22 protein-coding genes and 1 pseudogene are annotated in these 26,398 nt (G+C 71.8%); 12 read left to right on the top strand and 11 right to left on the bottom strand.

The features are described 5' to 3' along the window. Positions 1-35: 35 nt before the first annotated feature. Positions 36-1,556: a trehalose-6-phosphate synthase gene (locus N4G70_RS20475; RefSeq protein ID WP_261714123.1), complete on the top strand. Its 1,521-nt coding sequence runs from the start codon at positions 36-38 to the stop codon at positions 1,554-1,556. A 520-nt stretch (positions 1,557-2,076) separates the two neighbouring features. Here the strand turns inward: N4G70_RS20475 and otsB are convergent. The 3 genes from otsB to N4G70_RS20460 form a co-directional block, all read right to left on the bottom strand. Continuing rightward, complete coding sequence (gene otsB, locus N4G70_RS20470) at positions 2,077-2,916, bottom strand: trehalose-phosphatase (RefSeq protein ID WP_261714122.1); 840 nt, start codon at positions 2,914-2,916, stop codon at positions 2,077-2,079. 78 nt (positions 2,917-2,994) lie between these two features. Beyond that, complete coding sequence (locus N4G70_RS20465) at positions 2,995-3,228, bottom strand: DUF3263 domain-containing protein (protein WP_261714121.1); 234 nt, start codon at positions 3,226-3,228, stop codon at positions 2,995-2,997. Positions 3,229-3,811: 583 nt separating this feature from the next. Then, positions 3,812-5,029: an extracellular solute-binding protein gene (locus N4G70_RS20460; RefSeq protein ID WP_261714120.1), complete on the bottom strand. Its 1,218-nt coding sequence runs from the start codon at positions 5,027-5,029 to the stop codon at positions 3,812-3,814. 283 nt (positions 5,030-5,312) lie between these two features. On the opposite strand from N4G70_RS20460, the gene N4G70_RS20455 reads away from it, so the two are divergent. From N4G70_RS20455 to N4G70_RS20445, 3 genes are all read left to right on the top strand, one after another. Continuing rightward, positions 5,313-6,341 carry an ROK family protein gene (locus N4G70_RS20455; RefSeq protein ID WP_261714119.1) on the top strand — a complete coding sequence of 343 codons (1,029 nt, stop codon included), beginning with the start codon at positions 5,313-5,315 and terminating at the stop codon, positions 6,339-6,341. After that, entirely contained in the window at positions 6,341-7,486 is a 1,146-nt protein-coding gene (gene nagA, locus N4G70_RS20450) for an N-acetylglucosamine-6-phosphate deacetylase (RefSeq protein ID WP_261714118.1), read from the top strand. The genes N4G70_RS20455 and nagA overlap by 1 nt, the downstream gene beginning before the upstream one ends. 77 nt (positions 7,487-7,563) lie before the next feature. Continuing rightward, positions 7,564-8,484, top strand: a complete 921-nt coding sequence (locus N4G70_RS20445; RefSeq protein ID WP_261714117.1) for a 1-phosphofructokinase family hexose kinase — start codon at positions 7,564-7,566, stop codon at positions 8,482-8,484. Positions 8,485-8,583: 99 nt separating this feature from the next. Here the strand turns inward: N4G70_RS20445 and N4G70_RS20440 are convergent, their stop codons facing one another. Both N4G70_RS20440 and cdgB read right to left on the bottom strand, forming a co-directional pair. After that, positions 8,584-9,588 (bottom strand): CBM35 domain-containing protein, encoded by a 1,005-nt coding sequence (locus N4G70_RS20440; protein WP_261714116.1) that lies wholly within the window; start codon positions 9,586-9,588, stop codon positions 8,584-8,586. A gap of 110 nt (positions 9,589-9,698) precedes the next feature. Further along, complete coding sequence (gene cdgB, locus N4G70_RS20435) at positions 9,699-11,372, bottom strand: diguanylate cyclase CdgB (RefSeq protein ID WP_261714115.1); 1,674 nt, start codon at positions 11,370-11,372, stop codon at positions 9,699-9,701. A 408-nt stretch (positions 11,373-11,780) separates the two neighbouring features. Here cdgB and N4G70_RS20430 point away from each other — a divergent pair, with 408 nt between their 5' ends. Next, on the top strand, positions 11,781-12,347 hold the full coding sequence (locus N4G70_RS20430; RefSeq protein ID WP_261714114.1) for a flavin reductase family protein: 567 nt from the start codon (positions 11,781-11,783) through the stop codon (positions 12,345-12,347). Positions 12,348-12,456: 109 nt separating this feature from the next. Here N4G70_RS20430 and arfB read toward each other — a convergent pair whose 3' ends face one another. Then, the gene (gene arfB, locus N4G70_RS20425) at positions 12,457-12,891 is read right to left on the bottom strand and encodes an alternative ribosome rescue aminoacyl-tRNA hydrolase ArfB (RefSeq protein WP_261714254.1); all 435 of its coding nucleotides are present in this window, start codon (positions 12,889-12,891) and stop codon (positions 12,457-12,459) included. A gap of 177 nt (positions 12,892-13,068) precedes the next feature. On the opposite strand from arfB, the gene N4G70_RS20420 reads away from it, so the two are divergent. Then, positions 13,069-13,644 carry a TerD family protein gene (locus N4G70_RS20420; protein ID WP_261714113.1) on the top strand — a complete coding sequence of 192 codons (576 nt, stop codon included), beginning with the start codon at positions 13,069-13,071 and terminating at the stop codon, positions 13,642-13,644. 508 nt (positions 13,645-14,152) lie between these two features. Further along, positions 14,153-15,655 carry a M4 family metallopeptidase gene (locus N4G70_RS20415; protein ID WP_261714253.1) on the top strand — a complete coding sequence of 501 codons (1,503 nt, stop codon included), beginning with the start codon at positions 14,153-14,155 and terminating at the stop codon, positions 15,653-15,655. Between the two features lie 34 nt (positions 15,656-15,689). Here N4G70_RS20415 and N4G70_RS20410 read toward each other — a convergent pair whose 3' ends face one another. Beyond that, the gene (locus N4G70_RS20410) at positions 15,690-17,129 is read right to left on the bottom strand and encodes a M1 family metallopeptidase (protein WP_399036170.1); all 1,440 of its coding nucleotides are present in this window, start codon (positions 17,127-17,129) and stop codon (positions 15,690-15,692) included. A gap of 140 nt (positions 17,130-17,269) precedes the next feature. Continuing rightward, a complete protein-coding gene (locus N4G70_RS20405) occupies positions 17,270-17,791 on the bottom strand; it encodes a heme-binding protein (RefSeq protein WP_261714251.1) in 522 nt (173 codons plus the stop codon). A 379-nt stretch (positions 17,792-18,170) separates the two neighbouring features. Here N4G70_RS20405 and N4G70_RS20400 point away from each other — a divergent pair, with 379 nt between their 5' ends. The 3 genes from N4G70_RS20400 to N4G70_RS20390 all read left to right on the top strand — a co-directional run bounded on the left by N4G70_RS20400 (position 18,171) and on the right by N4G70_RS20390 (position 21,462). Continuing rightward, positions 18,171-19,580, top strand: coding sequence for a sensor histidine kinase (locus tag N4G70_RS20400; RefSeq protein WP_261714112.1), 1,410 nt, complete (start codon positions 18,171-18,173; stop codon positions 19,578-19,580). Then, positions 19,577-20,221, top strand: a complete 645-nt coding sequence (locus N4G70_RS20395) for a response regulator transcription factor (protein ID WP_261714111.1) — start codon at positions 19,577-19,579, stop codon at positions 20,219-20,221. Before N4G70_RS20400 ends, N4G70_RS20395 begins: the two co-directional genes overlap by 4 nt. A gap of 740 nt (positions 20,222-20,961) precedes the next feature. Next, entirely contained in the window at positions 20,962-21,462 is a 501-nt protein-coding gene (locus N4G70_RS20390; protein ID WP_261714110.1) for a hypothetical protein, read from the top strand. Positions 21,463-21,471: 9 nt separating this feature from the next. On the opposite strand, the gene N4G70_RS20385 is transcribed toward N4G70_RS20390, so the two are convergent. Both N4G70_RS20385 and N4G70_RS20380 read right to left on the bottom strand, forming a co-directional pair. Further along, on the bottom strand, positions 21,472-22,155 hold the full coding sequence (locus N4G70_RS20385; protein ID WP_261714109.1) for a pentapeptide repeat-containing protein: 684 nt from the start codon (positions 22,153-22,155) through the stop codon (positions 21,472-21,474). A 139-nt stretch (positions 22,156-22,294) separates the two neighbouring features. Beyond that, the gene (locus N4G70_RS20380) at positions 22,295-22,774 is read right to left on the bottom strand and encodes a GNAT family N-acetyltransferase (protein WP_261714108.1); all 480 of its coding nucleotides are present in this window, start codon (positions 22,772-22,774) and stop codon (positions 22,295-22,297) included. A gap of 217 nt (positions 22,775-22,991) precedes the next feature. On the opposite strand from N4G70_RS20380, the pseudogene N4G70_RS20375 reads away from it, so the two are divergent. Beyond that, positions 22,992-23,648: pseudogene (locus N4G70_RS20375) on the top strand (rhomboid-like protein); the annotation flags it as partial. Positions 23,649-23,689: 41 nt separating this feature from the next. On the opposite strand, the gene N4G70_RS20370 reads toward N4G70_RS20375, so the two are convergent. Beyond that, positions 23,690-24,457, bottom strand: coding sequence for a DsbA family protein (locus N4G70_RS20370; protein ID WP_261714107.1), 768 nt, complete (start codon positions 24,455-24,457; stop codon positions 23,690-23,692). 191 nt (positions 24,458-24,648) lie between these two features. Between N4G70_RS20370 and N4G70_RS20365 the strand changes: the two genes are divergently transcribed. Next, complete coding sequence (locus N4G70_RS20365) at positions 24,649-26,037, top strand: FAD-binding oxidoreductase (RefSeq protein WP_261714106.1); 1,389 nt, start codon at positions 24,649-24,651, stop codon at positions 26,035-26,037. The last annotated feature ends 361 nt before the right edge of the window (positions 26,038-26,398 follow it).

Raw genomic sequence — 26,398 nt, 5'->3', positions numbered from 1 at the left:
TTTGAGGGATCGCGGGGCGGGCTAGGTTCCGCAATATGGTCACCACGCACGCAGCCCCCCGGGCCCAGGTACTCCTCGCCTCCAATCGAGGCCCCGTCTCGTACGCCCTGAAGGACGACGGCTCCCTGGAGCCCAAGCGGGGCGGGGGCGGGCTCGTCTCCGGGCTCAGCGCGATCGGCTCGGACGTGGAGTCGGTGTGGGTGTGCGCGGCGCTCGGCGAGGGGGACCGCGAGGCGGTGCGGCGGGGCGTCGGTGAGAACGGCGTCCGGATGCTGGACATCGATGCCGAGGTGTTCGCCGACGCGTACAACGGCATCGCCAATTCCGTGCTGTGGTTCGTCCAGCACATGCTGTACCAGACGCCGCTCGAGCCGGTCTTCGACGCGGAGTTCCGGCGGCAGTGGGCGTCGTACGAGACGTACAACCGGGCCTTCGCCGAGGCGCTCGCGGCCGAGGCGGGCGACGGGGCGCGGGTGATGGTGCAGGACTACCACCTCGCGCTCGTGCCGGGCATGCTCCGCGAAATGCGCCCCGACCTGCGCATCGGTCACTTCTCGCACACGCCGTGGGCGCCGGTGGACTACTTCCGGATGCTGCCGGACGACATCGCGCGCCGGCTCCTGCGGGGCATGCTGGGCGCCGACCGGCTCGGGTTCCTGACCCGGCGGTGGGCGTCGGCGTTCATGGCGTCGGTGGCGGGGGTGCTGCCGGCGGACGAGGGTGAGCTGTTCGGTTCGAGTGCCATGGGGGGCGCCGGGGACGGTGCCGGGGCCGGGGCCGGGGGGCAGGGCGGGGCCGGGCGGGCCTTCTTCCGGCACGCGCCTGCCGGGTCACTGCCTTCGCGCGAGACGGAGATCGCCGTCCACCCGCTCGGGGCGGACGGAGACTTCCTGCGGCGGCGCTCGCACGAGCCCGACGTCGAGGAGCGGATGGCCGCGCTGCGCGAGCAGATCGGGGCGGGCCGCAAGACGATCGTGCGGGTCGACCGCACCGAGCTGTCCAAGAACATCGTGCGGGGTCTGCTCGCCTACCGGCACCTCCTCGATGAGCACCCCGAGTGGCGCGAGCGGGTCGTGCACGTCGCCTTCGCGTACCCCTCCCGGCAGGATCTGGCGGTCTACCGGGAGTACACGGAGGAGGTCGCGCGGGTCGCCGCAGAGATCAACTCCTCGTACGGTACGGAGAGTTGGACCCCGGTCGTGCTGCATGTCCAGGACGACTTCGCGCGCTCGCTCGCCGCGTACCGGCTCGCGGACGTCGCCCTCGTGAACCCCGTCCGGGACGGGATGAACCTCGTCGCGAAGGAGGTGCCGGTCGTGTCGGACGCGGGGTGCGTGCTGGTGCTGTCGCGGGAGGCGGGGGCGTACGAGGAGCTCGGGCAGGACGCGTTGGTCGTGAACCCGTACGACGTGACGGGGACGGCTTCCGCGTTGCACGCGGCGCTGAGTATGGGGGAGGGGGAGCGGGGGGAGCGGACGAAGCGGTTGGCGGCGGCGGGGACGGCGTTGCCCCCGCGGGGCTGGTTCCTGAGCCAGCTCAAGGCGCTGGCCCCGTAAGCCCTTGGGGGCTCCGCCCCCGGCCCTGGGGTGTTTTCCCACCCACCCGCCCGTGCAGCGGGTTGGATGGTTCCGGCACCCTGGGGCTCCGCCCCAGACCCCGGGGCGTTTTCCCACCCACCCGCCCGTAGGCGCAGGGTTGGAGGGTGCCGGGAACCCTGGGGCTCCGCCCCAGACCCCGTTCGCGCCTTAAGGGCGCTCGTCCTCAATCGCCGGACGGGCTGAGGTGCCCTGCGCTGGCCGGCACCGAGTAGTTAAGGGGCGCGGGGAACTGCGCGAGAAGCGACCGCGGTCCGCGGACCGAAGGGCTTTTAGGGGCGCGGGGAACTGCGCGAAAAGCGAGCACGGTCGGCAGACGAAGGCGGGTTCTTTTGGGGCGCGAGGAACTGTGCAGAGGCGGGCACGGTCCGCAGGATCGAGAGGGTCTAGGGGCGCGGGGAACTGCGCAAGGCGTGGGCGCGGCCGCAAGGGCGGGGCGGGTTGGGGGCGCGGGGATGGGGGCCCGCGCCCGGCCGACGGGTTACAGGTGGGTCGACAGGGACTTCAGGAAGGTCGCCACAGTCGCGGGGCCCGACAGCAACAGGTCCGCCCTTTCGGCCAGTTCCTCGATGACCGTGTCCGCGGCCACCAACAGACCCGGCACGCCCTCCGACCGCAACTTCTCCACCGCCCCGAACGCGGGCAGGTCGCCCAGGTCGTCGCCCGCGTACAGCACCGACTCCGCGCCCACCTCGCGCAGATACGCCGTGAGCGCCACCCCCTTGTCCATGCCGGGGGGCCTCAACTCCAGGACCATCCGGCCGGGTTCGATGACCAGTCCGTGCTGGGCCGCCAGGTCGGTGAGGGGTGCGCGCAGGGCCTCGAAGGCGGCCTGGGGGTCTTGGGCCCGCCGAGTGTGGACCGCGACGGCCTGCCCCTTCTCCTCCACCCAGGTGCCCCGCCACGCGCCGTGGGCCTCCAGGAATCCGGGGAGTTCGGCGCGGGCGGCGGCCACGCCCGGGTGCGGGTCGGGGGTGTGGACGGTGCCGGTGACCGCGTCCCAGCGCTCCGCTCCGTAGTGGCCCAGGACCACGAGGTGCTCCAGGCCCGGTACGCCCGCGAAGCCTCCGTAGCGGACCGCGACCCCGGCCGGCCGGCCGGTGACCACGGCGACGGACGCCACGTGCGGGGCGAGCGCGGCCAGCGCGGGTACGGCGTCGGGGTGGGCGCGGGCCTGTTCGGGATCGGCGACGATCTCGGCGAGCGTGCCGTCGAAGTCGACGGCGATCACGGCTCGCTCCGGTCGCGCGAGGATCGCGGCGAGGCCGTCACGGCCGTACTGGGTGACGGGGGTCGGCAGGGGTTCCGGTCGGTTTCCCATGACACCGACCCTATAGGGCTCCGGCGGGGCAGGGGTGGGTGCACGTATGGCGCAAGGGCGGGAGCACGGGCGCGTACGTCATCGTCGGCCTCGCTGTTCCTCGCGGACGCGGCGCAGCCGGTTGATCGTGACGGGGTCGTGGGCGAGGGCGCGGGTGTCGTCGAGGAGGGCGTTGAGAAGCTGGTAGTAGCGGGTCGGGGAGACCCCCAGCTCCTCCCGGATGGCTCGTTCCTTGGCGCCGGGGGTGGGCCACGGGCGGGTCTCCAGGTGGAGTACGGCGCGGGCGCGGGCGTCCAGGTCGTGTTCTGCCATGCGATCCACGGTAACGGCCTCGCGTCCCGGTACGGCCCCCGCCGACCCACCTCCCGCGCAGTTCCCCGCGCCCCTGATCCTCTCGATCCTGCGGACCGTGCCCGCGTCTTGCGCAGTTCCCCGCGCCCCAAACAACCGCCTCCACCCGCGGACCGTGGTCGCTTTTCGCGCAGTTCCCCGCGCCCCTAAAGGCCTTCGGCCTGCGGACCGTGGTCGCTACTCGCGCAGTTCCCCGCGCCCCTTAGCGCTACTGGTGCTGGCCCGCATCGGGCATTTCAGCCCGTCCGGCGTTTGAGGACGAGCGCCGTTCAGGCGCGAACGGGGTCTGGGGCAGAGCCCCAGAGGTCCCGGAACCCTCCAACCCCGATGCACGGGTGGGCGGATGGGCAAAGATGCCCGGGGCCTGGGGCGGGAGCCCCAGGGGGCCCGGAGCCAGCCAACCCCCTGCACGGGTGGGCGGGTGGGCAAAGGGCCGGGGTCTGGGGCGGAGCCCCAGGGGCCCGGGGCCAACCAACCCCCCGCACGGGCGGGTGGGTGGGAAAACACCCCCGGGGTTTGGGGCGGAGCCCCAAGGAACCCCGGGTTATTCGGCGTTCTCCGCGTCCATCGCCACCTTCGCGATGTCCTGAAGTACCGACTTCGGAGACCCCCCCGGCGCCACCGCCGACCCGATCTTCTTCTTCACCGTCTCACTCACCTTCGGCCACGACGTCTTGCCCACCGGAGGCAGCTCGGACGTCGGAAGGGCCGCCAGGAACGGCTTGAGTTCCTTGTGCTTGGGGTCCGCGGCCATCGCGGAGGACGCCGTCACCGTGGACGGCAGCAGGTCGTACTGGTCGGCGAACTTGAGCACGTTCTCGTCGGAGAAGGTGAAGTCCAGGAACTTCCCGATCTGCGCCCGGTGCCCGCCCTGCTTGAAGCCCATGATCCAGTCGGCGACACCCATCGCCGCCTTGGCCTGGCCGTTCTGCCCGGGCAGCGGGACCATGCCGAACTTGACGCCCTTCTTCTTGGCCGCCTCCATCAGCGAGGGGTGGCCGTTCAACATGCCGACCTCCCCCTTCGCGAACGCGTCGAACGCGTCCTGCCGGTTGAGCTTGCCGGGCGCGACCGGGCCGGTCAGTTCGGGCTCCACCAGGTTGGCCTTGAGCCAGTCGAAGGCCTGGATGTTCTCGGGTGAGTCGATGTCGTAGCCGTCGACGGTGTTGGTGTAGCCACCGTTGTCGCTGAGCATCCACATCATGGTCTCGGCCTGCGCCTCCTCGCTGCCGAGCGGCAGCGCGAAGGGGGTCTTCACACCCTTGGCCTTGAGCGCCTTGGCGTCCGAGGCGATCTCGGCCCAGGTGGTGGGCGGCTTGATGTGTGCCTGCTCGAACAGCGTCTGGTTGTAGAACAGCAGCCGGGTGGAGGCGACGAACGGCATGCCGTACTGGACGCGCTTGACGTTGCCCGCGTCGGCGAGCGGCGACAGGAAGTTGGCCTCGACGGGGATGGAGAGGAGCTGGTCGACGCTGTAGAGCTTGCCGCTGGACGCGTAGTCGGAGTACGCGCCGATCTGCGCGATGTCGGGGGCGTTGCCCGCCTTCACCATCTCGGCGACCTTGGCGTCGACGACGTCCCAGGAGAAGATCTGGACGTCGACCTTGATGTTCGGGTTCTTCTTCTCGAAGTCCTCGACAACGTTGTGCCAGTACGTCTTCGTGCTGCTGCCGCCGGCTATGTCGTAGTCGGCGGCCACCAGCTTGAGCGTGACGTCGCCGGACCCGCTCTCCCCGCCGCATCCCGAGAGCACTGCCGTCATGCCGAATGCGGCAACCGCCGCGGTCAAGCCCAAGAAGCGCCTGCGCACGCGCTATCCCACCCTCGTCGTTGATCCTGGCGGATCCAGTCGGTCCCCCGTGACGTCCTGTATTGAGCTGCGATGTTCCCTCATCCGGGGGTATGAGGTCTACACCAGTCGCATATCGCTTCCGCAACGCCCGGTGCAAGAGTACATTGGGGAAGTTTCTGGGAAGAAAGCGCTTTCTGCTCCATCCGGCGAGTGGACTAGACCTTTAGTGGGTGTTGGCGCGAGACTGTCCCCCGTGAGACACGTCATCGCCCTGGATGTGGGCGGCACCGGGATGAAGGCCGCCTTGGTCGGGGCGGAGACCGCGCTGTCCGCAGGGAATCCCCCCGGCCCCCCCAAGCTGCTCCACGAGGCGCGCAGGCCCACCGGCCGGGAGCGCGGGCCGGACGCCGTCGTCGAGTCGATCCTCGCGTTCGCCGCGGACCTGCGGGCGTACGGGGAGGAGCACTTCGGCGAGAGCGCCGTCGCGGCGGGCGTCGCCGTGCCCGGCATCGTCGACGCCGAGAACGGCATCGCCACCTACGCCGCCAACCTGGGCTGGCGCGACGTGCCGATGCGCCGGCTGCTCAGCGAGCGGCTGCACGGCGTACCGGTCGCCCTCGGCCACGACGTACGCACGGGGGGCCTCGCGGAAGGCCGTATCGGCGCGGGCAACGGCACCGACCGCTTCCTGTTCGTACCGCTGGGCACCGGCATCGCGGGCGCCATCGGCATCGACGGCCGGGTCGAACCGGGCGCGCACGGCTTCGCCGGCGAGATCGGGCACATCGTCGTACGCCCCGGCGGCATCGCCTGCCCGTGCGGCCAGCGGGGCTGTCTCGAACGGCTCGCCTCGGCCTCCGCGGTGACGCTGGCCTGGGCCGAGGCGAGCGGCGATCCCGACGCGGACGCGGCCGACTGCGCCAAGGCCGTCGAGTCCGGCGACCCCCGTGCGCTGGCCGTGTGGCGCAACGCGATCGAGGCGCTGGCCGACGGCCTGGTCACCGCGCTCACCCTGCTGGATCCCCGCGTACTGATCATCGGTGGCGGACTCGCCGAAGCCGGGGAAACCTTGTTCGTACCGCTCCGGGCCGCCGTCGAGGAGCGGGTGACGTTCCAGAAGCTGCCCGAGATCATTCCGGCGGCCCTCGGGGACACCGCCGGATGCCTGGGCGCGGGCCTGCTCGCCTGGGACCTCGTCGCCCAGACCACCGGAACCGGCTCCCGCACCGCTCCCCACCCGCATCCCGGCTCCGACCCCGACTCCAGTGAGGTAACCGTCTGATGGCCGCATCGAAAGTTCTCTCCGGCGCCCGTGTCGTCCTCCCGACCGGGGTCGTCGAGAACGGACGCGTGATCGTCGACGGCACCTCGATCGCCGGGTCCGCCCCGGCCGGCGCCGCCCCGCTGGACCTGTCGGGCCACTGGGTCGTGCCGGGCTTCGTCGACATGCACAACCACGGCGGCGGCGGCGCCTCCTTCAGCAACGGCACGGTGGAGGACGTCCTCAAGGGCGTGCACACCCACCGGCTGCACGGCACCACCACCCTGGTCGCCTCCACGGTGACCGGCGAGATGGACGTGCTCGCCCAGCGTGCCGGGCTGCTGTCCGAGCTGGTCGAGCAGGGCGATCTGGCCGGCATCCACTTCGAGGGCCCGTTCATCTCGCCCTGCCGCAAGGGCGCGCACAGCGAGAACCTGCTGCGCCACCCGGACCCGGCCGAGGTCCGCAAGCTGATGGACGCCGCGCGCGGCACCGCGAAGATGGTCACGCTCGCCACCGAGCTGCCCGGCGGCCTCGACTCCGTACGGCTGCTCGCCGAGCACGGCGTGATCGCGGCGATCGGCCACACCGACGCCTCGTACGAGCAGACCGTCGAGGCGATCGACGCGGGCGCCACCGTCGCCACCCACCTGTTCAACGCGATGCCCGCGCTCGGCCACCGCGAGCCCGGGCCCATCGCGGCCCTCCTGGAGGACGAGCGGATCACCGTCGAGCTCATCAACGACGGTACGCATCTGCACCCGGCCGCCCTCGAACTCGCCTTCCACCACAAGGGCGCGGACCGCGTCGCGTTCATCACCGACGCCATGGACGCGGCCGGCTTCGGCGACGGGCTCTACCACCTGGGCCCGCTGGAGGTCGAGGTGAAGGAGGGGGTGGCGCGGCTCGTCGAGGGCGGTTCCATCGCGGGCTCCACGCTGACCCTGGACCGCGCGTTCAAGCGCTCGGTGACGGTCGACGGTCTCTCGGTCGAGGACACCGTGCGCGCGCTTTCGGCCAACCCGGCCCGGCTCCTCGGCATCGACGACACGGTGGGCTCCCTCGAACCCGGAAAGGACGCCGACCTGGTGGTCCTGGACGCCGACTTCACCGTCAAGGGCGTTCTGCGCAAGGGCAGTTGGGTCGTCGAGCCGCAGCTCGGCTGAGCACGCGGGCGCGCCGAGGGCACGGCGACCGGTTTCGGGGTCTGGGCCTGCCGCCGTCCGTTTGGCATGATCACCCCGTGATTCTGACCGTCACGCTGAACACCGCACTGGACATCACCTACCGCGTCCCCGCCCTCGTACCGCACGCGAGTCATCGCGTCGACGAGGTCACGGAGCGCCCCGGCGGCAAGGGCCTCAACGTCGCCCGGGTGCTCGCCGCGCTCGGCCACGAGGCGGTCGTCACCGGGTTCGTGGGCGGCCCGAGCGGTGAGGTGCTGCGCGCCCTGCTCGCGAAGCTCGCACCCGTCGACGAGCTCGTCCCCATCCGGGGCGCCACCCGCCGCACCATCGCCGTGACGGACACGGCGACCGGTGACACCACGCAGCTCAACGAGCCGGGCCCGGTGGTGTCGTCCGCGGAATGGGACGCCTTTCTCACCGCGTATGAGCGGCTGCTCGACGGCGCGGACGCGGTGGCCCTGTGCGGGAGTCTGCCGCCGGGCCTGCCCGTCGGGGCGTACGCACAGCTGGTGCGCCAGGCGCGTACCGCGAAGGTGCCCGTGCTCCTGGACACCAGTGGCGAGGCCCTGCGGCGGGGCATCGCGGCCCGGCCGGACCTGGTCAAGCCCAACGCCGACGAGCTGGCCCAGCTGACGGGTTCGCGCGAGCCGCTGCAAGCGACGCGGGACGCGCGCAGGCGTGGCGCGCACACGGTGGTGGCCTCGCTCGGCGCGGAGGGGCTGCTCGCGGCCTCCCCCGACGGCCTGTGGCAGGCGGCTCCGCCGGCCGCGGTGCGCGGCAATCCGACGGGTGCGGGCGATTCGGCGGTGGCCGGACTGCTGTCGGGCCTGGTCGAGGGCCTGGACTGGCCGGGGCGCCTGACCCGGGCGGTGGCCCTGTCCGCGGCGACCGTACTGGCGCCCGCGGCGGGCGAGTTCGACGCGGAGGCGTACGAGAAAACGCTCGGCTCGGTGCGCGTGACCGAGCACGCGCACTGAACCGAGCGCTCTGCGAACGACTGCCTCCTTACGGAGGCGGGCGCCGGCCGACGAGCCCCCTCAGAAGGGGCATCGACCATCGGCCGCCCGACGGTCCCTTTACGAGGCCGGTGTCAGCCAGAACTGGTCGAGGTTGGCGTTGCACTGGTCGCCCGTCTCGCAGGACAACTTGATCTCGTTGGAGCCCTTGCCGAGCTGGACTATGGCGTAGGTGCTCTGCCAGCCCTTGGCCCAGTCCCCGGCCGGGGAGTGCGCGAAGTTCTTCATGTTCATCGGGCGCGACTCGCGCTTGCCGTTGATCGTTATCGTCGCGCTGGCGTCCGCGCCGGGCACGCCGAAGCGCAGGTTCAGCTTGTACGAGCCGCCCTTGGAGAGGGTGGGCTTCCAGGTGACCGAGGACCCGACGGTGTTGAAGTTGCCGACGAAGGCCCCGCCGGTGCCCTTGGCTCCCGGCACGTTCGTGCCGACCTGCGCGGCACCGCCGAGCGTCAGCGTCGCCGCGTCACCCTTGGGCAGGTCCGCCGGGGCGGAGGGCGACGACGACGGGTCGGTGCTCGGCGACGGGGACTGGCTGGAAGCGGACTTGTCGGGCTTGGCCGCGTCGTCCTTCTTGTCCTTGTCGTCGCTGTTGCTGGCCAGCGCCACGGCGATGCCGATGACGACCGCCGCGACCACCGCGACCGCGCCGATCAGCAGGCCCTTGGTGTTGGGCCCGCGGCCACCGCCGCCGGTCTGCTGCGGGGGCGGTCCCTGCCGGGGCGGGGTGGCGCCGGGGTAGGTCTCGGGCGCCGCGTACTGGGCGGTCGGCTGCCCGTACTGCTGCTGAGGCCCTTGGTGCTGCTGGGGCGGGCCCTGGTACTGCTGCGGGGGGCCCTGGTACTGCTGCTGCGGGATCTGGCCGTACTGGCGCTCACCGACCGTGCGCACCTGGTTGTACGACGTCCTGGGGACTCCGGGCTGCTGCTGCCCCGCCGTCGGATTCGGGTAGCCGTAGCCGCCACCGCTGCGGGCCGGGTTGCCTGTGGCCTGCCCGTCCGCGTACAGGTAGCCGAACGGATCGTCGTCCTCGGGGGTGTTCGCGCCGTTGTTGCCGGGCGTCGTCATCCGGGGTCACTCCTCACTGTCCGCCAGCCGTCGCCGACCGGCCGAGCCTACCCCGAACGGACCACTGCCCGATCTGGCCCCGACCACACGCCCGCCGGGCCCGGTACCGCTCAGCCCGCCCGGCGGTGGACCTTGGCGCGGGAGCGCTTCTCGATGTACATCCGTTGGTCGGCGGAGCGCAGGACCTCTTCGACGGACATCCCGCAGCTGGCCCAGCCGATGCCGAAACTGGCCCCGACGCGGACCGCCCGGCCGTCCACCCGGATGGGCGGGATGATCGCGTTGCGGAGCCGAACCGCCAGGTCGGCGGCGTCCGCCGCGCCGAGCCCGTCGGCGAGCACGACGAATTCGTCGCCGCCGAGCCGGGCCACCGTGTCGCCGTCGCGGACGCCGGTGTTCAGGCGGCGGGCGACCTCGATGAGGACGGCGTCGCCGGTGTGGTGGCCGAACCTGTCGTTGATCGACTTGAACCCGTCGAGGTCGCAGAAGAGCACCGCGAGCCCCTTCGTACCGTCGTCGATCTCACTGTCGGGGGCCACGGTGTGGACGTGGTGGTCGTACGGTCCGCCGCCCGGCAGCGCCTCGAAGTCGAAGCCGTCGGCGCGGAAGGCGTGCCCGTGGGCCTCGGCCTCGGCGTGTGCGGGCGCCCGGTCGTAGGCCGCGTCGAGGGACTCGGCCGCGCCGACCGGACCGACCGAGTGCGGCCGGGGACAGAGCCGGGCCGAGAGTCTCGCGCGCAGCTCGGCACTGTTGGGCAGGCCGGTGAGGGCGTCGTGCGAGGCGCGGTGGGCGAGCTGGAGCTCGTGGCGCTTGCGGTCCTCGATGTCCTCGACGTGGGTGAGCAGGAAGCGGGGCCCGTCGGCCGTGTCGGCGACCACGGAGTTGCGCAGGGACACCCAGACGTAGCTGCCGTCGCGCCGCCCGAGCCGCAGTTCGGCGCGGCCGCCCTCGGCGGAGGTGCGCAGGAGCGTCCCTATGTCCTCGGGGTGCACGAGGTCGGCGAAGGAGTAGCGCCGCATGACGGAGGCGGGCCGGCCGAGCAGCCGGCACAGCGCGTCGTTGGTCCGCAGGAGGCGGCCGTGCTGGTCGCCGCCCATCTCGGCGACGGCCATGCCCGAGGGCGCGTACTCGAAGGCCTGGCGGAAGCTTTCCTCACTGGCGCGCAGCGCCTGCTGCTCCCGCTCCAGGCGGACCAGGGCACGCTGCATGTTTGCGCGGAGCCGGGCGTTGCTGATCGCAATGGCGGACTGCGATGCATACATCTGGAGGGCTTCCCGCCCCCAGGCGCCGGGCTTGCGGCCGTTGCGGGGTTTGTCGACAGAGATGACGCCGAGAAGTTCCTGGGTGCCGCCCGCCGAGTACATCGGGGCGTACAGGCGGTCCTGCGGATGCCACTCGTCCTCGAAGCGCGGGTCGGGGCCCTCGGTGTACCACTGGGGGACGTCGTCCTCCAGGAGCACCCAGCCCTCGGTGTGCGGGATGAAGCGCAGCCCGTCCCAGTCCTCGCCCATCGACAGGCGGCGCTCCCAGGAGGTGCGCGAGCCGACCCGGCCCGTGATCAGGGCTTCTGCGGCGGCGTTGCCCGCGAAGGCGGCGACGACCAGGTCACCGTCCGGGCGTACGAGATTGACGCAGGCCAGCTCGTAGCCCAGCCCCGCGATGACGCCGTCCGCGACGGTCTGCAACGTGTCCGCGAGGCTGCGGGCCGTATTGAGCTCCCCGACCACCTGGTGCAGCTGCCGCAGGGTCGCAAGACGGACGTAGGGCTCCGACTCGGTCTCCATTGCTCGCTCTCCCCGAGACCTCGACAGCAACTCCTGGCTTTAGATCGACATTCCTTTTCGCACTGTCCCGCCACTGAATCACAGCGAGCTGTCTAGCCGGTACACAGGGTCAACAAATAGTGCCTTCTGTGACTCAAGTCACAGCGGATAATGGGGGGTTGGCCGTTCTTTCCGTCTTTGCCCCCTACCTTTCCTGAACGCAAACTGAGAACGGGCCAGGAGCGGACCGACAGTGGATCGACATCGGACCGACAGCGGATCGACATCGGACCGACAGCGGATCGAGAAGCAGTCGAGGGCCGCGAAGGCTCACCGGACGCGACGGGACGCCTCGGCCGGGAGACCTAGGTCCCGGCTGGTCCCAGCGTCCGATGCGGCCCGCGGTGGCAGGAGACTAGCGTTCCGGTTGTGTTGCAGACACCCCTTACCGATGCCCTTTCCGCACTTGCCGCGGCGACCCCTCATCCTGAGGGGGTGACCAATGACGAGTTCCGCGCCGCGATGTCCCGACTGGCCGCGGGCGTGGTCCTGGTGACCGCGCACGACAGCGACGACGGGCCGCGCGGCGAGGATGTCGGCATGACCGCGACGGCCTTCCTCTCGGTCTCCCTCGACCCACCGCTCGTCCTGGTCTCGCTGCGGGAGGGTTCGCGGATGGACGACCTCCTCGCCGAACAGCCGCTGTGGGCGGTGTCGATCCTCTCCGAGAGCCAGCGGCACATCGCGGGCCGGTTCGCGATGAAGGGCCGGATCAGCGACCGCCTGCTCTTCGAGGACATCCCGTACAGCAGGGGCGAGGCAAGCGGCGCGCCCCTGGTCGCCGGGGCGCTCGCCACCCTGGAGTGCCGTACCGAGCAGCGCGTGGAGGCGGGCGACCACACCCTGGCCATCGGCCGCGTCCTGACGGCCAACCTGCCGAGCTCCGAGGGCGGCCCGCTCACGTATTTCCGGGGGCGGTACCGGCAGTTGGGGTGACCAGGGGGCGCGGCCGAAGCCGTGCGACGTGCCGGTCGCGGCCGAAGGGGCGTGAAGTGGCGGTCGCGGTCGAAGGGGCGCGAGGGGATCGCGGCTGAAGGGGCGCGACCTACCAGTCGCGGCCCGAGCGGCCGTTCTTCGTCTGGGCGCGCTGCTTCTTCTCGCGCAGCCGGCGCTCGTTGATGCCGCGCGGGATCTTCGTGGCGCGGCGCGGCTTGGGCGGTGGGGCGGTCGCCTCGGCGAGGAGCGAGGCGAGCCGGACGGCGGCCGTCTCGCGGTTGCGCCACTGTGAGCGGTGCTCGGAGGCGCGTACGGAGACGACACCGCCCACCAGACGGCTCGCGAGCCGTTCGAGGGCGCGGGCCTTCCAGACCTCGGGCAGCGCCTCGGTCCTGGCGAGGTCGAAGCGGAGCTCCACCTGGGAGTCGCTGGTGTTGACGTGCTGGCCGCCGGGCCCTGACGACCTGGAGAAACGCCAGATCAGCTCGGCCTCCGGGAGGGAGACGGAGCCGCGGATGACATAGGGCCCGGACATGACATCCATGGTGCCGGGTGCGCGGCACCGCGTCACCCGCTTTTCCCGCGGATGTGCCACATGTCGCTCTTGGCAAAGAAAGCAAAGCGGGATGGAACCTCTCGGTCCCCTGCCGACGTTATGGGGGATGACGGTAGCTTCGGGACGGCTCGGAGCCCGCACACCAAGACGAAGGGGACACATCCCATGGCTGTAAGCCTGTCCAAGGGCGGCAACGTCTCGCTCACCAAGGAGGCCCCGGGCCTGACCGCCGTCACGGTCGGCCTCGGCTGGGACGTCCGCACCACCACCGGAACCGACTTCGACCTCGACGCCTCGGCCATCGCCGTGAACACGACGGGCAAGGTCTACTCCGACAAGCACTTCGTCTTCTTCAACAACAAGTCGACGCCGGACCAGACCATCGTGCACACCGGTGACAACACCACCGGCCAGGGCGAGGGCGACGACGAGGCGATCAACGTCAACCTGGCCGGCCTGCCCGCCGACATCGACAAGATCGTCTTCCCGGTCTCCATCTACGACGCCGAGGCGCGCTCGCAAAACTTCGGCCAGGTGCGCAACGCCTACATCCGGATCGTGAACCAGGCCGGCGGCGCCGAGATCGCCCGCTACGACCTGAGCGAGGACGCCGCGACGGAGACCGCGATGGTCTTCGGCGAGCTGTACCGCAACGGCGCCGAGTGGAAGTTCCGCGCCGTGGGCCAGGGTTACGCCTCGGGCCTGGTCGGCATCGCGCAGGACTTCGGCGTGAGCGTCTGACGTTCGGCGACGATCGTTCGGCAACGACCGTCCGTGACGATCGGCGCGGTTCGTCCGGCGACGATCGGCGACGATCGTCCAGCGACGGTTGACGACCATCGTCCAGCGACCGTTGACGCGAAGGTGCCCCCGGCGGGAACGCCAGGGGCACCTTCGCGTTCCGGCCGGGGGCGCCCGCGCGTTCCCGGCCGGGACGTCACCGGGTCGTAGCCCCACCTGACCAGCGGATCAACGGGTCACGGAACCGCCGGGCCGACGGAACACCGGGCCGCCCCGGTGAACCAGGCCCTCAAAGGGAACCATCAACTCCGGTGCATACGGCCGGAATTGATCGGTCAGCGGACATTCGCACCCACCTTTCGGACACGATCAGGTCAAATACTTGTCGCGTCTCTGTCAACGAGTGGTCATCCACTGGCAGTCTCCAACTCGCCCCCACGGAACGAGTGAAGGAGAACACCGAGTGCGAACCACTCTGCGTGCCGCCGCTCTTGCAGCATCCGCCGCCATGGTCGTCGTCGGCGTACAGTCCGGCTCGACGGCCGGCGCCACCGACCGCGCCGCCGGCGCCACCGCCCTCGACCTCACCAGCGCCCAGCGCTCCGACGCCCTGGCCGCGGCGCAGGACACGGCGCCCGCCACCGCCCAGCGGATCGGGCTCGGCGCCAAGGAGAAGCTCGTCGTCCGCGACGTGATCAAGGACGCCGACGGCACGGTCCACACCCGCTACGAGCGCACCTTCGACGGCCTGCCCGTCCTCGGTGGCGACCTCGTCGTGCACTCCTCGAAGGACGGCGCCCTCAAGGGCGTCAACAAGGCGACGGACGCGAAGATATCCGTCGCCACCACCACCTCGCTCAAGGCCGCCCCCACCGGCTCCCGCAAGGTCGTCTGGGCCGCTTCCGGCAAGCCGGTCCTCGCGTACGAGCGCACCGTCACCGGCACCCAGCCGGACGGCACGCCGAGCCGCCGCGACATCGTCACGGACGCCGCCACCGGCGCCGAGCTCTACTCCCACGAGGAGATCGAGACCGGCACCGGCACCAGCGAGTACTCCGGCACGGTCACGCTCGGCACCACCAAGAGCGGCTCGACCTACAGCCTCACCGACGCGTCGCGCGGCGGACACTCGACGTACGACCTGAAGGGCGGCAGCTCCGGCAAGGGCACGCTCTTCACCAAGTCCACCGACACCTGGGGCAACGGCTCGCCGTCCAACCGCGAGACCGCCGCCGTGGACGCCCACTACGGCGCCGCCGAGACCTGGGACTTCTACAAGACCGAGCTCGGCCGCAACGGCATCGCGGGCAACGGCAAGGCCGCCTACTCGCGGGTCCACTACGGCAACGCGTACGTCAACGCGTTCTGGGACGACAGCTGCTTCTGCATGACGTACGGCGACGGCGAGGGCAACAAAAAGCCGCTCACCGCGCTCGACGTGGCCGGTCACGAGATGAGCCACGGCCTCACCGCCGCCACCGCCAAGCTGAACTACAGCGGGGAGTCCGGCGGCCTCAACGAGGCGACCAGCGACATCTTCGGCACGTCGGTCGAGTTCTTCGCCAACAACGCCTCCGACAAGGGCGACTACCTCATCGGCGAGAAGATCGACATCAACGGCGACGGCACGCCGCTGCGCTACATGGACAAGCCCAGCAAGGACGGCGGGTCGGCCGACTACTGGTCGAGCGGCGTCGGCAACAAGGACGTGCACTACTCGTCCGGTCCGGCCAACCACTTCTTCTACCTGCTGTCCGAGGGCAGCGGCGCGAAGACGATCAACGGGGTGAGCTACAACTCGCCCACGTACGACGGCTCCAAGGTCACCGGGATCGGCCGCGTCAAGGCGTACAAGATCTGGTACAAGGCGCTCTCGACGTACATGACCTCGACCACCAACTACAAGGCCGCGCGCGCCGCGACCCTGAAGGCGGCGGGCGACCTGTACGGCACGACCAGCACCGAGTACAAGACGGTGGCGGCCGCCTGGACCGCCATCAACGTGAAGTGACCGACGTGCAGTAGCAGCCTCAACCCACCTGGTTCTACGGGGAGTTCTCGGAAGCCTCGGGCTTCCCGTCCCCGTAGAGCCAGGTGTCCCACACCGCCGTGAGCCGGCGCCCGGCCTCATCGTCCACGAAGCGGACGAAGTCCTTGGTCGAGGCGTTGCCATGGCGGTGTTCGCGTACCCAGTCCCGGACGAGCGCGTGGAAGCGCTCGTCGCCGAGGGCCTCGCGGATCTTGTGGACGACCATGGCGCCACGCACGTACACCGGCCGCCCCGACACATCGGCGGCGGTGGGCGGTTCGGCCGGCGGGAAGGCCCAGATGTCGTCGCCGTCGCCCTTGGCGTACTCCCCCTCGAAGATCTGCTGAGCGCTCGGACCTCCGTGGTCCTCGCTCCACAGCCACTCCGTGTACTGCGCGAAGCCCTCGTTCAGCCACATGTCGCGCCAGGTGGCGGGGGTGACGGAGTCGCCGAACCACTGGTGCGCCAACTCGTGCACCAGGGTGGTGGCGTCGAAGTGGTCCAGCGGCAGCACCGGGCGGTTCTGCGTCTCCAGTGCGTAGCCCGAGGCCTTCGCGGGCGCCACGATCACCCCGGTGGACGAGAACGGATAGGGCCCGAACTCCTTCTCCTCCCAGGCGATCATCTCCGGCAGCCGTGCCACGACATCGGCGGTCTGCTTGCGCACCTCCGGATCGATGGCGCTGTAGATCGGGATGCCGGAGCCGGTCCTGCCCTGGTCGATCTCGTAGGGGCCGATCGCGACGGTCGCCAGATAGGTCGCCATCGGATCCCGGGTCCGCCAACTGAACGTCGCCCGGCCCCCGTTGACGGTCCGCGACACCAACTCGCCGTTGGACACCGCCTGGAGACCGTCGGGCACGGTGATCCTGATGTCGTACGTGGCCTTGTCGCTCGGGTGGTTGTTGGACGGGAACCAGGTCATGGAGCCCGTCGGTTCGCCGAGCGCCAGCACGCGACCGCCGGGCGAGCGCAGCCAGCCCTCCTCCGAGCCGTCGACATCGGTGATGGTCCGCGGGCGCCCCGAGTAGCGCACATACGCCGTGAACGTCTCGCCCCGCGTGAGATCTTCCTCGGGGCGCAGGGTGAGTTCGTCGCCGGCCCGGTTGACGGCGGCGGGCTCGTCGTCGACGGTGGCCGACTCCACGTCCATGCCGGCGAAGTCGAGGTCGAAGGCGCTGAGGTCCTCGACGGCCTTCGCCACGATGGTGACGCCCCCCTTGAGCCGCCCGGTCCCTGGGTCGTAGTCGAGGTCCAGGGCGTAGTGCTGGACGTCGTAGCCGTCGTTGCCGAGCCGGGGGAAGAGCGGGTCGCGCACCCCGGCCGCGCCGGGGCCGCCGGTCACGCCGCCGGTGCAGGAGGTGGCGGCGAGGGCGGCGAACAGGGCGGCGGCGAGGCGGGTACCGCGGCTCCCGCGCCCTTTCGGCGCCGTCCGCCGGGCCGGTCGTTTGTCCACGTCTGTGATCCTACGGGCGGCCGGGCGGCGGGGCCGACCGCTTCCGGAATCCCGACTTCCCCCGCAGGTGGGCCACTTGCACGGGGTCGTTGCTCGCGCCGGTGGGCTACTTGCGCCGGTGGGCTACGTGCGCCGGTGGCCTACTTCCCGAGGGCGGCGACGCCGGCCTGCGCGAACTTCTCGTCGAGGTCGCCGCTCGGAGCCCCGGCGACGCCGACACCCGCGACCGGGGCGCCCTTCGCCTGGACGGGGGCGCCGCCCGCCAGGAACAGCGTGCCGGGGATGTCCTTGAGGTTCGGGGCCTGGGCGAGCCGCTTGGCGAGCTCGGAGGTGGGCGCGTTCCAGGACACGGCGGTGTACGCCTTGCGCACGGCCGACTCGGGCGACTGCGGGCCCGTGCCGTCGCCGCGCAGGGTGACCAGGGTGTTGCCGTCACGGTCCACGACGGCGACGGACACCTTCTGGTGCTCCTTCACGGCGGCGTCCAGCGCGGCCTGGGCGGCGTGGGTGGCGGCGGCCACGGTGAGGTGGGTGGTGGTGGTGAGGTTGCCGTTGGCGGCGGTGGTCGCGGTGGTCGGGGCCGCGGTGCCGGTGGTGGCGGTGGCGGGGGCGCCGGTTGCGGCGTTGGCGGTGACGACGCCGAAGGTTCCGGCGGCGGCGATGGCGAGGGCGGCGGTGGTGAGCGCGAGCTTCTTGTTCCGGGTGCCGTGGCTGTGCCGGGTGCGGGGCCCGTTGCGGGTGCCGTTCTCGTTCCGGGTGCCGTTCTCGTTCCGGGTGCCGTTCTCGTTCCGGGTGCCGTTCTCGTTCCGGGTGCCGACGGTGTTCGGGGAGTTCTTCGTGGTGAGGTTCATGCTTCGATCCTCCGGGCGGAACCGGCCCTTCCACCTCGACGTACCGGCTGCCCTCGCGACCCGGTACGGCGGACCCGTCCGTCAGCCGATCGGTTGATGCGGGGGTGGCCCGGCCGGGTAACGATGGGTACGCGACGCCTGCGTACGGGCAGGTGAGCGTGTGTATGGGCAGGTGAGAGGGAGCGGGCGGATGAAGGACGACGACGGCGGGGTGGGGGTGCGCGGGGCTCCGGGGGTGCCGGGGGCAACTCCCTCGGCCGACGCCGAGCCGTGGCTGCCCGTGGTCATGCACGCGGCGTTCTTCCTGCTCCTCGGCGCCTCGCTCGCGCGGTTCCTGATCCGGCACCCCGGAGAGCCCCGCACGCCGTGGATCATCGCCCTGTCGACGACGCTGGCCCTGCTGTACGTGCTCGGGCCGGCCCTGGGTTCGCGGCCGACGCCGCGCAGGCTCGGCTGGCTCGGCGGGGTCGTGGCCACCTGGATGGTTCTGGTGCTGCTCGCGCCGAGCTTCGCGTGGTGCGCGGTGCCGCTGTTCTACACGGGCCTGCGGACGTTGCGGCCGCGCGCCGCGCTGGTCCTGGTCGGGGTGCTGACGGCGTTCGTCGTCACCGCCCAGGTCGAACTGTCCGCCGACGGCTTCGACCCGAACCTCGTACTCGCGCCGCCCGCCGTCGCGGCGATCGCGACGGCCGTGTTCGTCCAGATGCAGCGCCAGGGCGAGCGGCAGCGTGAACTGACCGACGGACAGCGCCAGTTGATCGACGATCTGCTGCGCACGCGGCGCGAGCTCGCCGCGACGGAGCGCCGCGAGGGCACGCTGGCCGAGCGACAACGGCTCTCCATGGAGATCCACGACACCCTCGCGCAGGGCCTGTCCAGCCAGCGGATGCTGCTCCAGGCGGCCGACCGGGTGTGGGCCGCCGACCCCGACGCGGCACGCCGCCATGTCCGTACGGCCGAGTCCATCGCCGAACGCAACCTCGCCGAGGCGCGCCGCTTCGTCCACGACCTGGGGCCCGCGGACCTCGCGGAGGGCGGAAGCCTGGAGGAGGCGCTGCGGGTGCTGGCGGCGCGGGAGTCGGAGGAGTGGGCGGGGGCGGTGGGGGGTGCTGAGTCCACCCGGCCCACGCAGCCCGCGGGATCCGCCGGGTCCGCAGAGGGTGCGGGGGCCGCAGGTGTCTTCGGTGCGGCGGGGGCCGCGGAGGGTGGGGCCGGTGCGCCGGGGGCGTTGCGGGTGCGCTGCCATGTCGACGGTGCGCCGAACGCGCCGCTGCCCGAGCGGGTCGGCCCGGCCCTCCTGCGCATCGCCCAGGGAGCGCTGGCGAACGTGCGCGAGCACGCCGGTGCCTCCACGGCCGCGCTCACCCTCACCTATCTGGGCGACCAGGTGGTCCTGGACATCGCCGACGACGGCCGGGGCTTCACCCCGGGTCCCCTCGGCGTACGGGAGCCGGCCCCAGGCGTACGGGGTCACGGTCTGCCCGCGATGTACGCGCGGGTACGGCAGCTCGGCGGCACCCTGACCGTCGAATCCGCGCCCGGCGAAGGCACCGTCCTGTCCGCGGCGATCCCCCTCGATCCCCGGGAGCCCCGGCCATGACCGTTCCCCCGCCCCTGACCGATCCGGTACGGATCCTGCTCTGCGACGATCACGCGGTGGTACGGGCGGGGCTGCTCGCGCTGATCGGCAGCGAGCCGGACATCGAGGTCGTCGGGGAGGCCGGCAGCGGTGAGGAGGCGGTGGCCTCGGCCGCCCGGCTCCGGCCCGACGTGGTGCTGATGGACCTCCAGCTCGGGCCCGGCATCGACGGCGTCGAGGCGACGCGGCGGATCGCCGCAAGCGGGGTGCGGGTGCTGGTCCTGACGACGTACGACACCGACGCGGACATCACGCGGGCGATCGCGGCGGGGGCTACGGGGTACCTCCTCAAGGCGGAGCGGCCCGAGGAGCTGTTCGCGGCGATCCGGGCGGCGGCGCAGGGGCGTACGACGCTGTCCCCGCCCGTGGCGAGCCGGGTCATGAACCAGCTCCGCGGGGCGGGCCGGCCCGCGCTGACCCCCCGCGAACTCGACATCCTGGCCCAGCTCGCCAACGGCCTCGGCAACCGGGAGATCGCCCGGGCGCTCTTCATCAGCGAGGCGACGGTGAAGACGCATCTGGGACGGATCTACGAGAAGCTCGGGGTTGATACGCGGGCGGGGGCGGTGGCGGTGGCGAAGGAGCGGCGGATTCTGCCCTGACGCGCGGCCCCCCGATCTGTACCCGGGGTGTCTCCCCGGGCCCCCTGGGGGTTTTCCCACCCACCCGCCCGTGCAGCGGGTTGGCTGGTTCCGGGACCCTGGGGCTCCGCCCCAGACCCCGAGCACCCTTGCCCACCCACCCGCCCGTAGGCGCAGGGTTGGAGGGTTCCGGGACCTCTGGGGCTCCGCCCCAGACCCCGTTCGCGCCTGAACGGCACTCGTCCTCAAACGCCGGACAGGCTGAAATGCCCGATGCGGGCCAGCACCGGTGCCGCTAAGGGGCGCGGGGAACTGCGCGACCAGCCACCTGCGGCCCGCAGACGAAAACGGGTTTTGGGGCGCGGGGAACTGCGCGAAAAGCGACCACGGTCCGCAGACGGCCGGGGATCAGGGGCGCGGGGAACTGCGCGACCAGCCACGCACGGCCCGCAGACGAAGACGGGTTCCTGGGGGCGCGGGGAACTGCGCGACCAGCCACGCACGGCCCGCAGACGAAGACGGGTTCCTGGGGGCGCGGGGAACTGCGCAAAAGCGGGCCGGCCGCAGGGCGGCGGCGCGGGGAGACGGGTCGTCGGCCGGATGTGGGGCCAGGGGGAGCAACCCCAGGGGGGCAGAACCCAGGGAGGGGGGCCCGAGGGGGGCAGAACCCAGGGAGGGGGGTCCGAGGCGCAGAACCCCAGGGGGGCAGTACCCCAGGGGGCTCCGGGTGAGGGGACGCGCCGTCGTGACACCATCGGAGCGTGCTCGACATCGGCTACTCCCTATCCCGCCACTTCCCCGACCCCACCCGCATCGACTACCGCCGCGCAGACGTCTACACCCTCCGTCACGACCTGTTCTGCGGAGACGTCTACCTCGCCGACACCAAGGCGGACCGCGAGGTGTCCACGGCCTGGGGATGGGTGCCGGTGCTCGACTTCGCGTGGGCGCTCTGCGACACCGTCGAGCAGCTCGACCGCGACCCCCTGGGCTCCCGCGCCGCACGGCCCCAGTACGCCGAGATCGACTTCACCGAGTCGTCCGACCGCATGCTCTTCGAGCGCCGCTTCGGCTGGGTGGACGTCGAGGCGGACTGGATGCCCGGCGACGAGGAACCCCTCACCTTCTCGCACACCGAACTCCGGCGCGAGACAAGGGACTTCCTGCACGATCTGATCGCCGACCTCACCGACATGCACGAGGACCTCGGCGAGAACCCGATCATCTGGGACCTCCAGGCCCGCTTCCCCAGGATCCCGTAGCGGGCCCCCTCACGGCTCCACCCGCACCCCCACCTGCGCGGCGAACGCCGGGGCCAGGTCGAGGAGTTGGGAGGGGCTGATGACCGCGCCCGCCAGGCGTTCCACCCCGCGGGCGATGTCGAGCAGCGTCGCCCCGCGCAGGTCGACGTCGGTCATGCGCACGCCCGTGAAGTCGGCCCCGCGCAGCTCGCAGCCCCGGAACTCGACCCGGGTCAGCCCGGCGCCGCCGAAGTCGGGCTCGGCGAGGACGCAGCCGTCGAAGACGACGTCGCGCAGCTCGGCCTCGCGCAGGTTCAGGTAGTCGATCTTCCCGCCCTTGACCAGCACCCGTTCCAGCACCGCGCCGTGGAGCTGGACCCCACCCATCCGTACATCCCGCACCTCCACATCGCGCAGGCTCGCCCGCGCCAGATCCGTACCCACCCCCCGGATCCCCGACAGCACCGAGTCGATGAAGCGGGCTCCGGTCAGACGTGTGTCGTCCAGGACGCAGCCGTAGAGGCCGCAGTCGAGGAAGCGCGCGCTGGGTGCCTGCTGGCGCGCCAGATCGAGGTCCCGGAACTCCAGGCCGTCGTAATCGCCCTCCGGTTCCAGCTCACCCGCGCCGAACGGCGCCAGCGGTGGCAGTCGCACCTCCACCCTGCGGGCACCCGCCCTAGCCGCCGTCTTCTTCGCACTCCGAGCCGCTGCCATGTCCCCATGCTGACCCATGGCACTGACAATCACCCCTGCTCGCGACGGGGGAATCCCCCACTCCGTACTTTCGCGCCACGGGCCCACCACATTCCGGCCGCCCGGCCGCGGCGCCGTCACGAGCGGCGGCCGCGCCGCCCTAATCCCTCGACTCCCCCAGCACCTCCAACGCCGCGTCCGTCAGCCGGTACACCGTCCACTCGTCCTGCGGGCGCGCGCCCAGCGACTCGTAGAACGCGATCGACGGGGTGTTCCAGTTCAGGACCGACCACTCCAGGCGCTCGTAACCCCGTGCCACGCAGATACGGGCCAGCTCCCGCAGGAGCGCCTTGCCGTGGCCGCCGCCCCTGGCGCCGGGGCGTACGTACAGGTCCTCCAGGTAGATGCCGTGCACCCCGCGCCACGTCGAGAAGTTCAGGAACCAGAGCGAGAAGCCCACGGGTTCGCCCGACGCGTCCTCCGCGATGTGCGCGAAGGCGGCGGGGTGCGCGCCGAACAGCGCCTCGTGGAGCTGCTCCTCGGTGGCGCGCGCCTCGTCAAGGCACTTCTCGTAGTCGGCGAGCTCACGAATCATCTGGTGGAGGGCGGGAATGTCGGCGGGTGCGGCGTCGCGAATCATGGCCGAAGGGTAGGCCGGGGCAGGGGCGCGCGCGGGACGCGGTCCGCCGTACGAGACCACGGGCACGGGGGGCGACCAGCCCACGGCCGGCCGTACGAGACCACGGGCACGGGGGGGACCGGCCGCCGGCCGCCGAACGAGACCGCGGTCCGCCGCAGCGGGCCACGGCGGGATGTCGGTCCCCCCGCCCGCCCCGCCCCCGTGGGTGAATCGGGGTATGAGGCCCTTCCCTCCCGGCGTGCGGCCGGTGCGTGCCGTGGTGCGCTACGTCCGCAGCGCACCCGGCACCTACCTCTGGCTGGCGGCGTTGTTCGTCACCACCATCGCCATGCACCACATGTCACCGGAGTTCGAGGCGGACTTCCTGCGGCAGCGGTCCACCAACATCCACGAGCTGTCGAGCAACCCCCGCCGGGTGTTGATCGCGAGCGCGTTCTGGATCGACGGGGGCGGCTGGCTTCCGTACGCCGTGCTCTACAGCGTCTTCCACGCCCAGGCCGAGCGCCGGCTCGGCACCCCGCGCTGGCTGGTCGTCGCCTTCGGTACGCATGTGGCCGCCACCTTCATCAGCGAGGGCGCCCTGTTGTGGGCGATCCGGCACGACCACGCGCCGCACTCCGCCGTCAACACCCTTGATGTGGGCGTGAGTTACGCGCTGGCGGGGGTGGTGGCCGTGCTCACGTACGTGATCGCCGTGCCGTACCGGTATGCGTATCTGCTCGGCGTCCTCGTCCTCTACGGCGCCCCGCTGCTCAGTGGCCGTACCTTCACCGACCTCGGGCACTTCGCGTCCGTGCTCATCGGGCTCGCCTGTTGGCCGCTCACACGGGGCCGGGGCGGGGCGCCGTGGAATCCGGCGGACAGTCTGCGCGCGGCCGGACGGCGGCTGGGCGGGAGGTTTCGCCGGTGGCGCCGTCAGGAGACGCCCGACTCGGCGAGCACCTTCTTGAACGCGTCCGCGTCGAAGATGGCCCGGCCGTCACCGGACGGCTTCTTGCCGTCGATCAGGACCACGGGGCTGCTGTTGACGCCCGAGTCCTCGAACGCCGCCTCCGCCGCCTTCACGAAGTCCTGGTACGTGTTCTCGCGGACCGCCCGGTCGAAGGCGGCCCCGCGCAGGCCCGGCACCTTGTCGGCGATCTTCAGGAGGTTGTCGGCGGTGAAGGCGTCGTCCGTCTCCTCCTGCGGCTGGCTGGCGAAGACGGCCGCGTGGAACTCCGCGAACTTCCCCCGCTCGACCGAGGCCCGCATGGCGTTCACGGCCCGCTTCGAGCCGCCCCCGCCGAGGTTGGCGTCGAGGAACGAGGCGATCGTGTAGCGGATCTTGACCTTGCCCTCGGCGGCGAGCCGGGCGACGGCCCTGGCGCCGCCCTCCTCGAAGTGCTTGCAGTACGGGCAGCGCGGGTCCTCGTACACCGACACGGTGTGCGGCGCCTTCGGATCGCCGACGACGATTTCCGCACCCTCGGCCTTCGCGGGCAGCTTCGCCAGCGTGGCCGCGTCCGGGGAGGTCCTGACGTTCAGCTCCGCCCGCGAGGCCACGTCCGAGCCGGTGACGCGGGAGCCCTCGCCCGCACCGGAGCCGCCGGAGCCGGAGCCGGACGAGCAGGCGGCCGCCGACAGGCCGAGGGCGGTGGCCGCCACCACCGCGACGGCGGCACGACGGAAACTGCGGACACCCATGACGACCCAACCCTTCGGTACAAACCCCGCGAAACCACCTGACCTTCGACACTAAACACCCGCCCCCGCCCTCCCGCCCGCCAAAGGTCCCGCCCCACGCCGCCGTTGGTCCCACGAATTCCGCAGCGCGCCCGCCACCTGCGGATTCCAAGGGTGGACAGGGGAGTGGGGCAGGTGTACGAACAAGCCCCATGAGCGCGATCAACGGCGGAATCTCCTTCTGGTACGCAACCGACGGCATCCCCGCACCCCGTGAGCCGCTGCCCGGCGACACGACCGCCGACGTGGTGATCGTCGGCGGCGGCTACACCGGCCTGTGGACGGCGTACTACCTGAAGAAGGCGGCCCCCTTCCTCGACATCACCGTCCTGGAGTCCCGCTTCTGCGGCTACGGCGCCTCGGGGCGCAACGGCGGCTGGCTGTACAACGGCATCGCGGGCCGCGACCGCTACGCCAAGCTGCACGGCCAGGACAGCGCGGTGCGCCTCCAGCGGGCGATGAACGACACGGTGGCGGAGGTGGTGCGGGTCGCCGCCGAGGAGTCCGTCGACGCCGACATCCACCGGGGCGGCGTCCTCGAAGTCGCTTACGGTCCGGCCCAGTTGGCCCGGCTCAAGGCCTTCCACCACGCCGAGGTGGCCTTCGGCGAGAAGGACCGGGTCCTGCTCGGCGCGCGCGAGACCGCCGAGCGCGTACGGGTCAGCGGCGCGGTGGGCTCGACCTGGACGCCGCACGGCGCGCGCATCCACCCGGTGAAGCTCCTCAAGGGCCTGGCCGCCGCGGTCGAGGCGCTCGGGGTGACCGTGTACGAGTCGACCCCGGTCACCGAGATCCGCCCCCAGCACGCCGTCACCCCGTACGGAACGGTCCGCGCGCCCTATGTGCTGCGCTGCACCGAGGGGTTCACCGCCTCGCTCAAGGGGCAGCGGCGGGCCTGGCTGCCCATGAACTCCTCCATGATCGCCACCGAGCCGCTCGGGCCCGAGGTGTGGGACGCGATCGGGTGGGCGGGCCGCGAGACGCTCGGCGACATGGCGCACGCGTACATGTACGCGCAGCGCACCGCGGACGACCGCATCGCGCTCGGCGGCCGGGGCGTGCCGTACCGCTTCGGTTCGCGCACCGACAACGACGGACGCACCCAGCCGGCGACGATCGAGGCGCTGCGGGAGATCCTGGTCCGCTTCTTCCCCCAGCTCGCCGGGGTGGCGATCAGCCACGCCTGGTCGGGCGTGCTCGGCGTACCGCGCGACTGGTGCGCCTCGGTCACCCTGGACCGCACGACGGGCCTCGGCTGGGCGGGCGGCTACGTCGGCTCGGGCGTCGCCACGGCGAACCTCGCGGCGCGCACGCTGCGCGACCTGATCCAACAGGACTCCGGCCAGGCCGGCCCCACGGAGCTGACCACCCTGCCGTGGGTGGACCACAAGGTCCGCAGGTGGGAGCCGGAGCCGTTGCGGTGGCTGGGGGTGCGGGGGATGTATGCGGCGTACCGCGCCGCGGACCTCAGAGAGCTCCGGCGGCCCCGGCCGGCCACGGATCGGGTGGCGAAGGTGGCGGATCGGGTGGCGGGCAGATAGCGAGGCCCCCACCCGCGAAAGCCGCCCGCGCAGCTCCCCGCGCCCCCAACTCCCCTTCCCCCGCGGCCCGTGCGGGGTGCTCGCGCACCTCCCCGCGCCCCCGACTCCCTTTCCACCCGCGGCCCGTGCGGGGTGCTCGCGCAGTTCCCCGCGCCCCTGAAACCCTCTTCGGCCTGCGGGCCGTGGTCGCTTCTCGCGCAGTTCCCCGCGCCTCTGGCTACTCGGTGCCGGCCCGCAGCGGCCACCTCAGCCCGTCCGGCGTTTGAGGACGAGCGCCGTTCAGGCGCGAACGGGGTCTGGGGCGGAGCCCCAGGGCGGCCCTTCATCCGCGGACCGTGCGGGGTGCTCGCGCAGTTCCCCG

The organism is Streptomyces sp. ASQP_92 (assembly GCF_025399895.1).
Taxonomy (GTDB): Bacteria; Actinomycetota; Actinomycetes; order Streptomycetales; family Streptomycetaceae; genus Streptomyces.
Note: the sequence above shows the minus strand (reverse complement) of the source record. Positions and strands in the feature narration are given on the sequence as shown.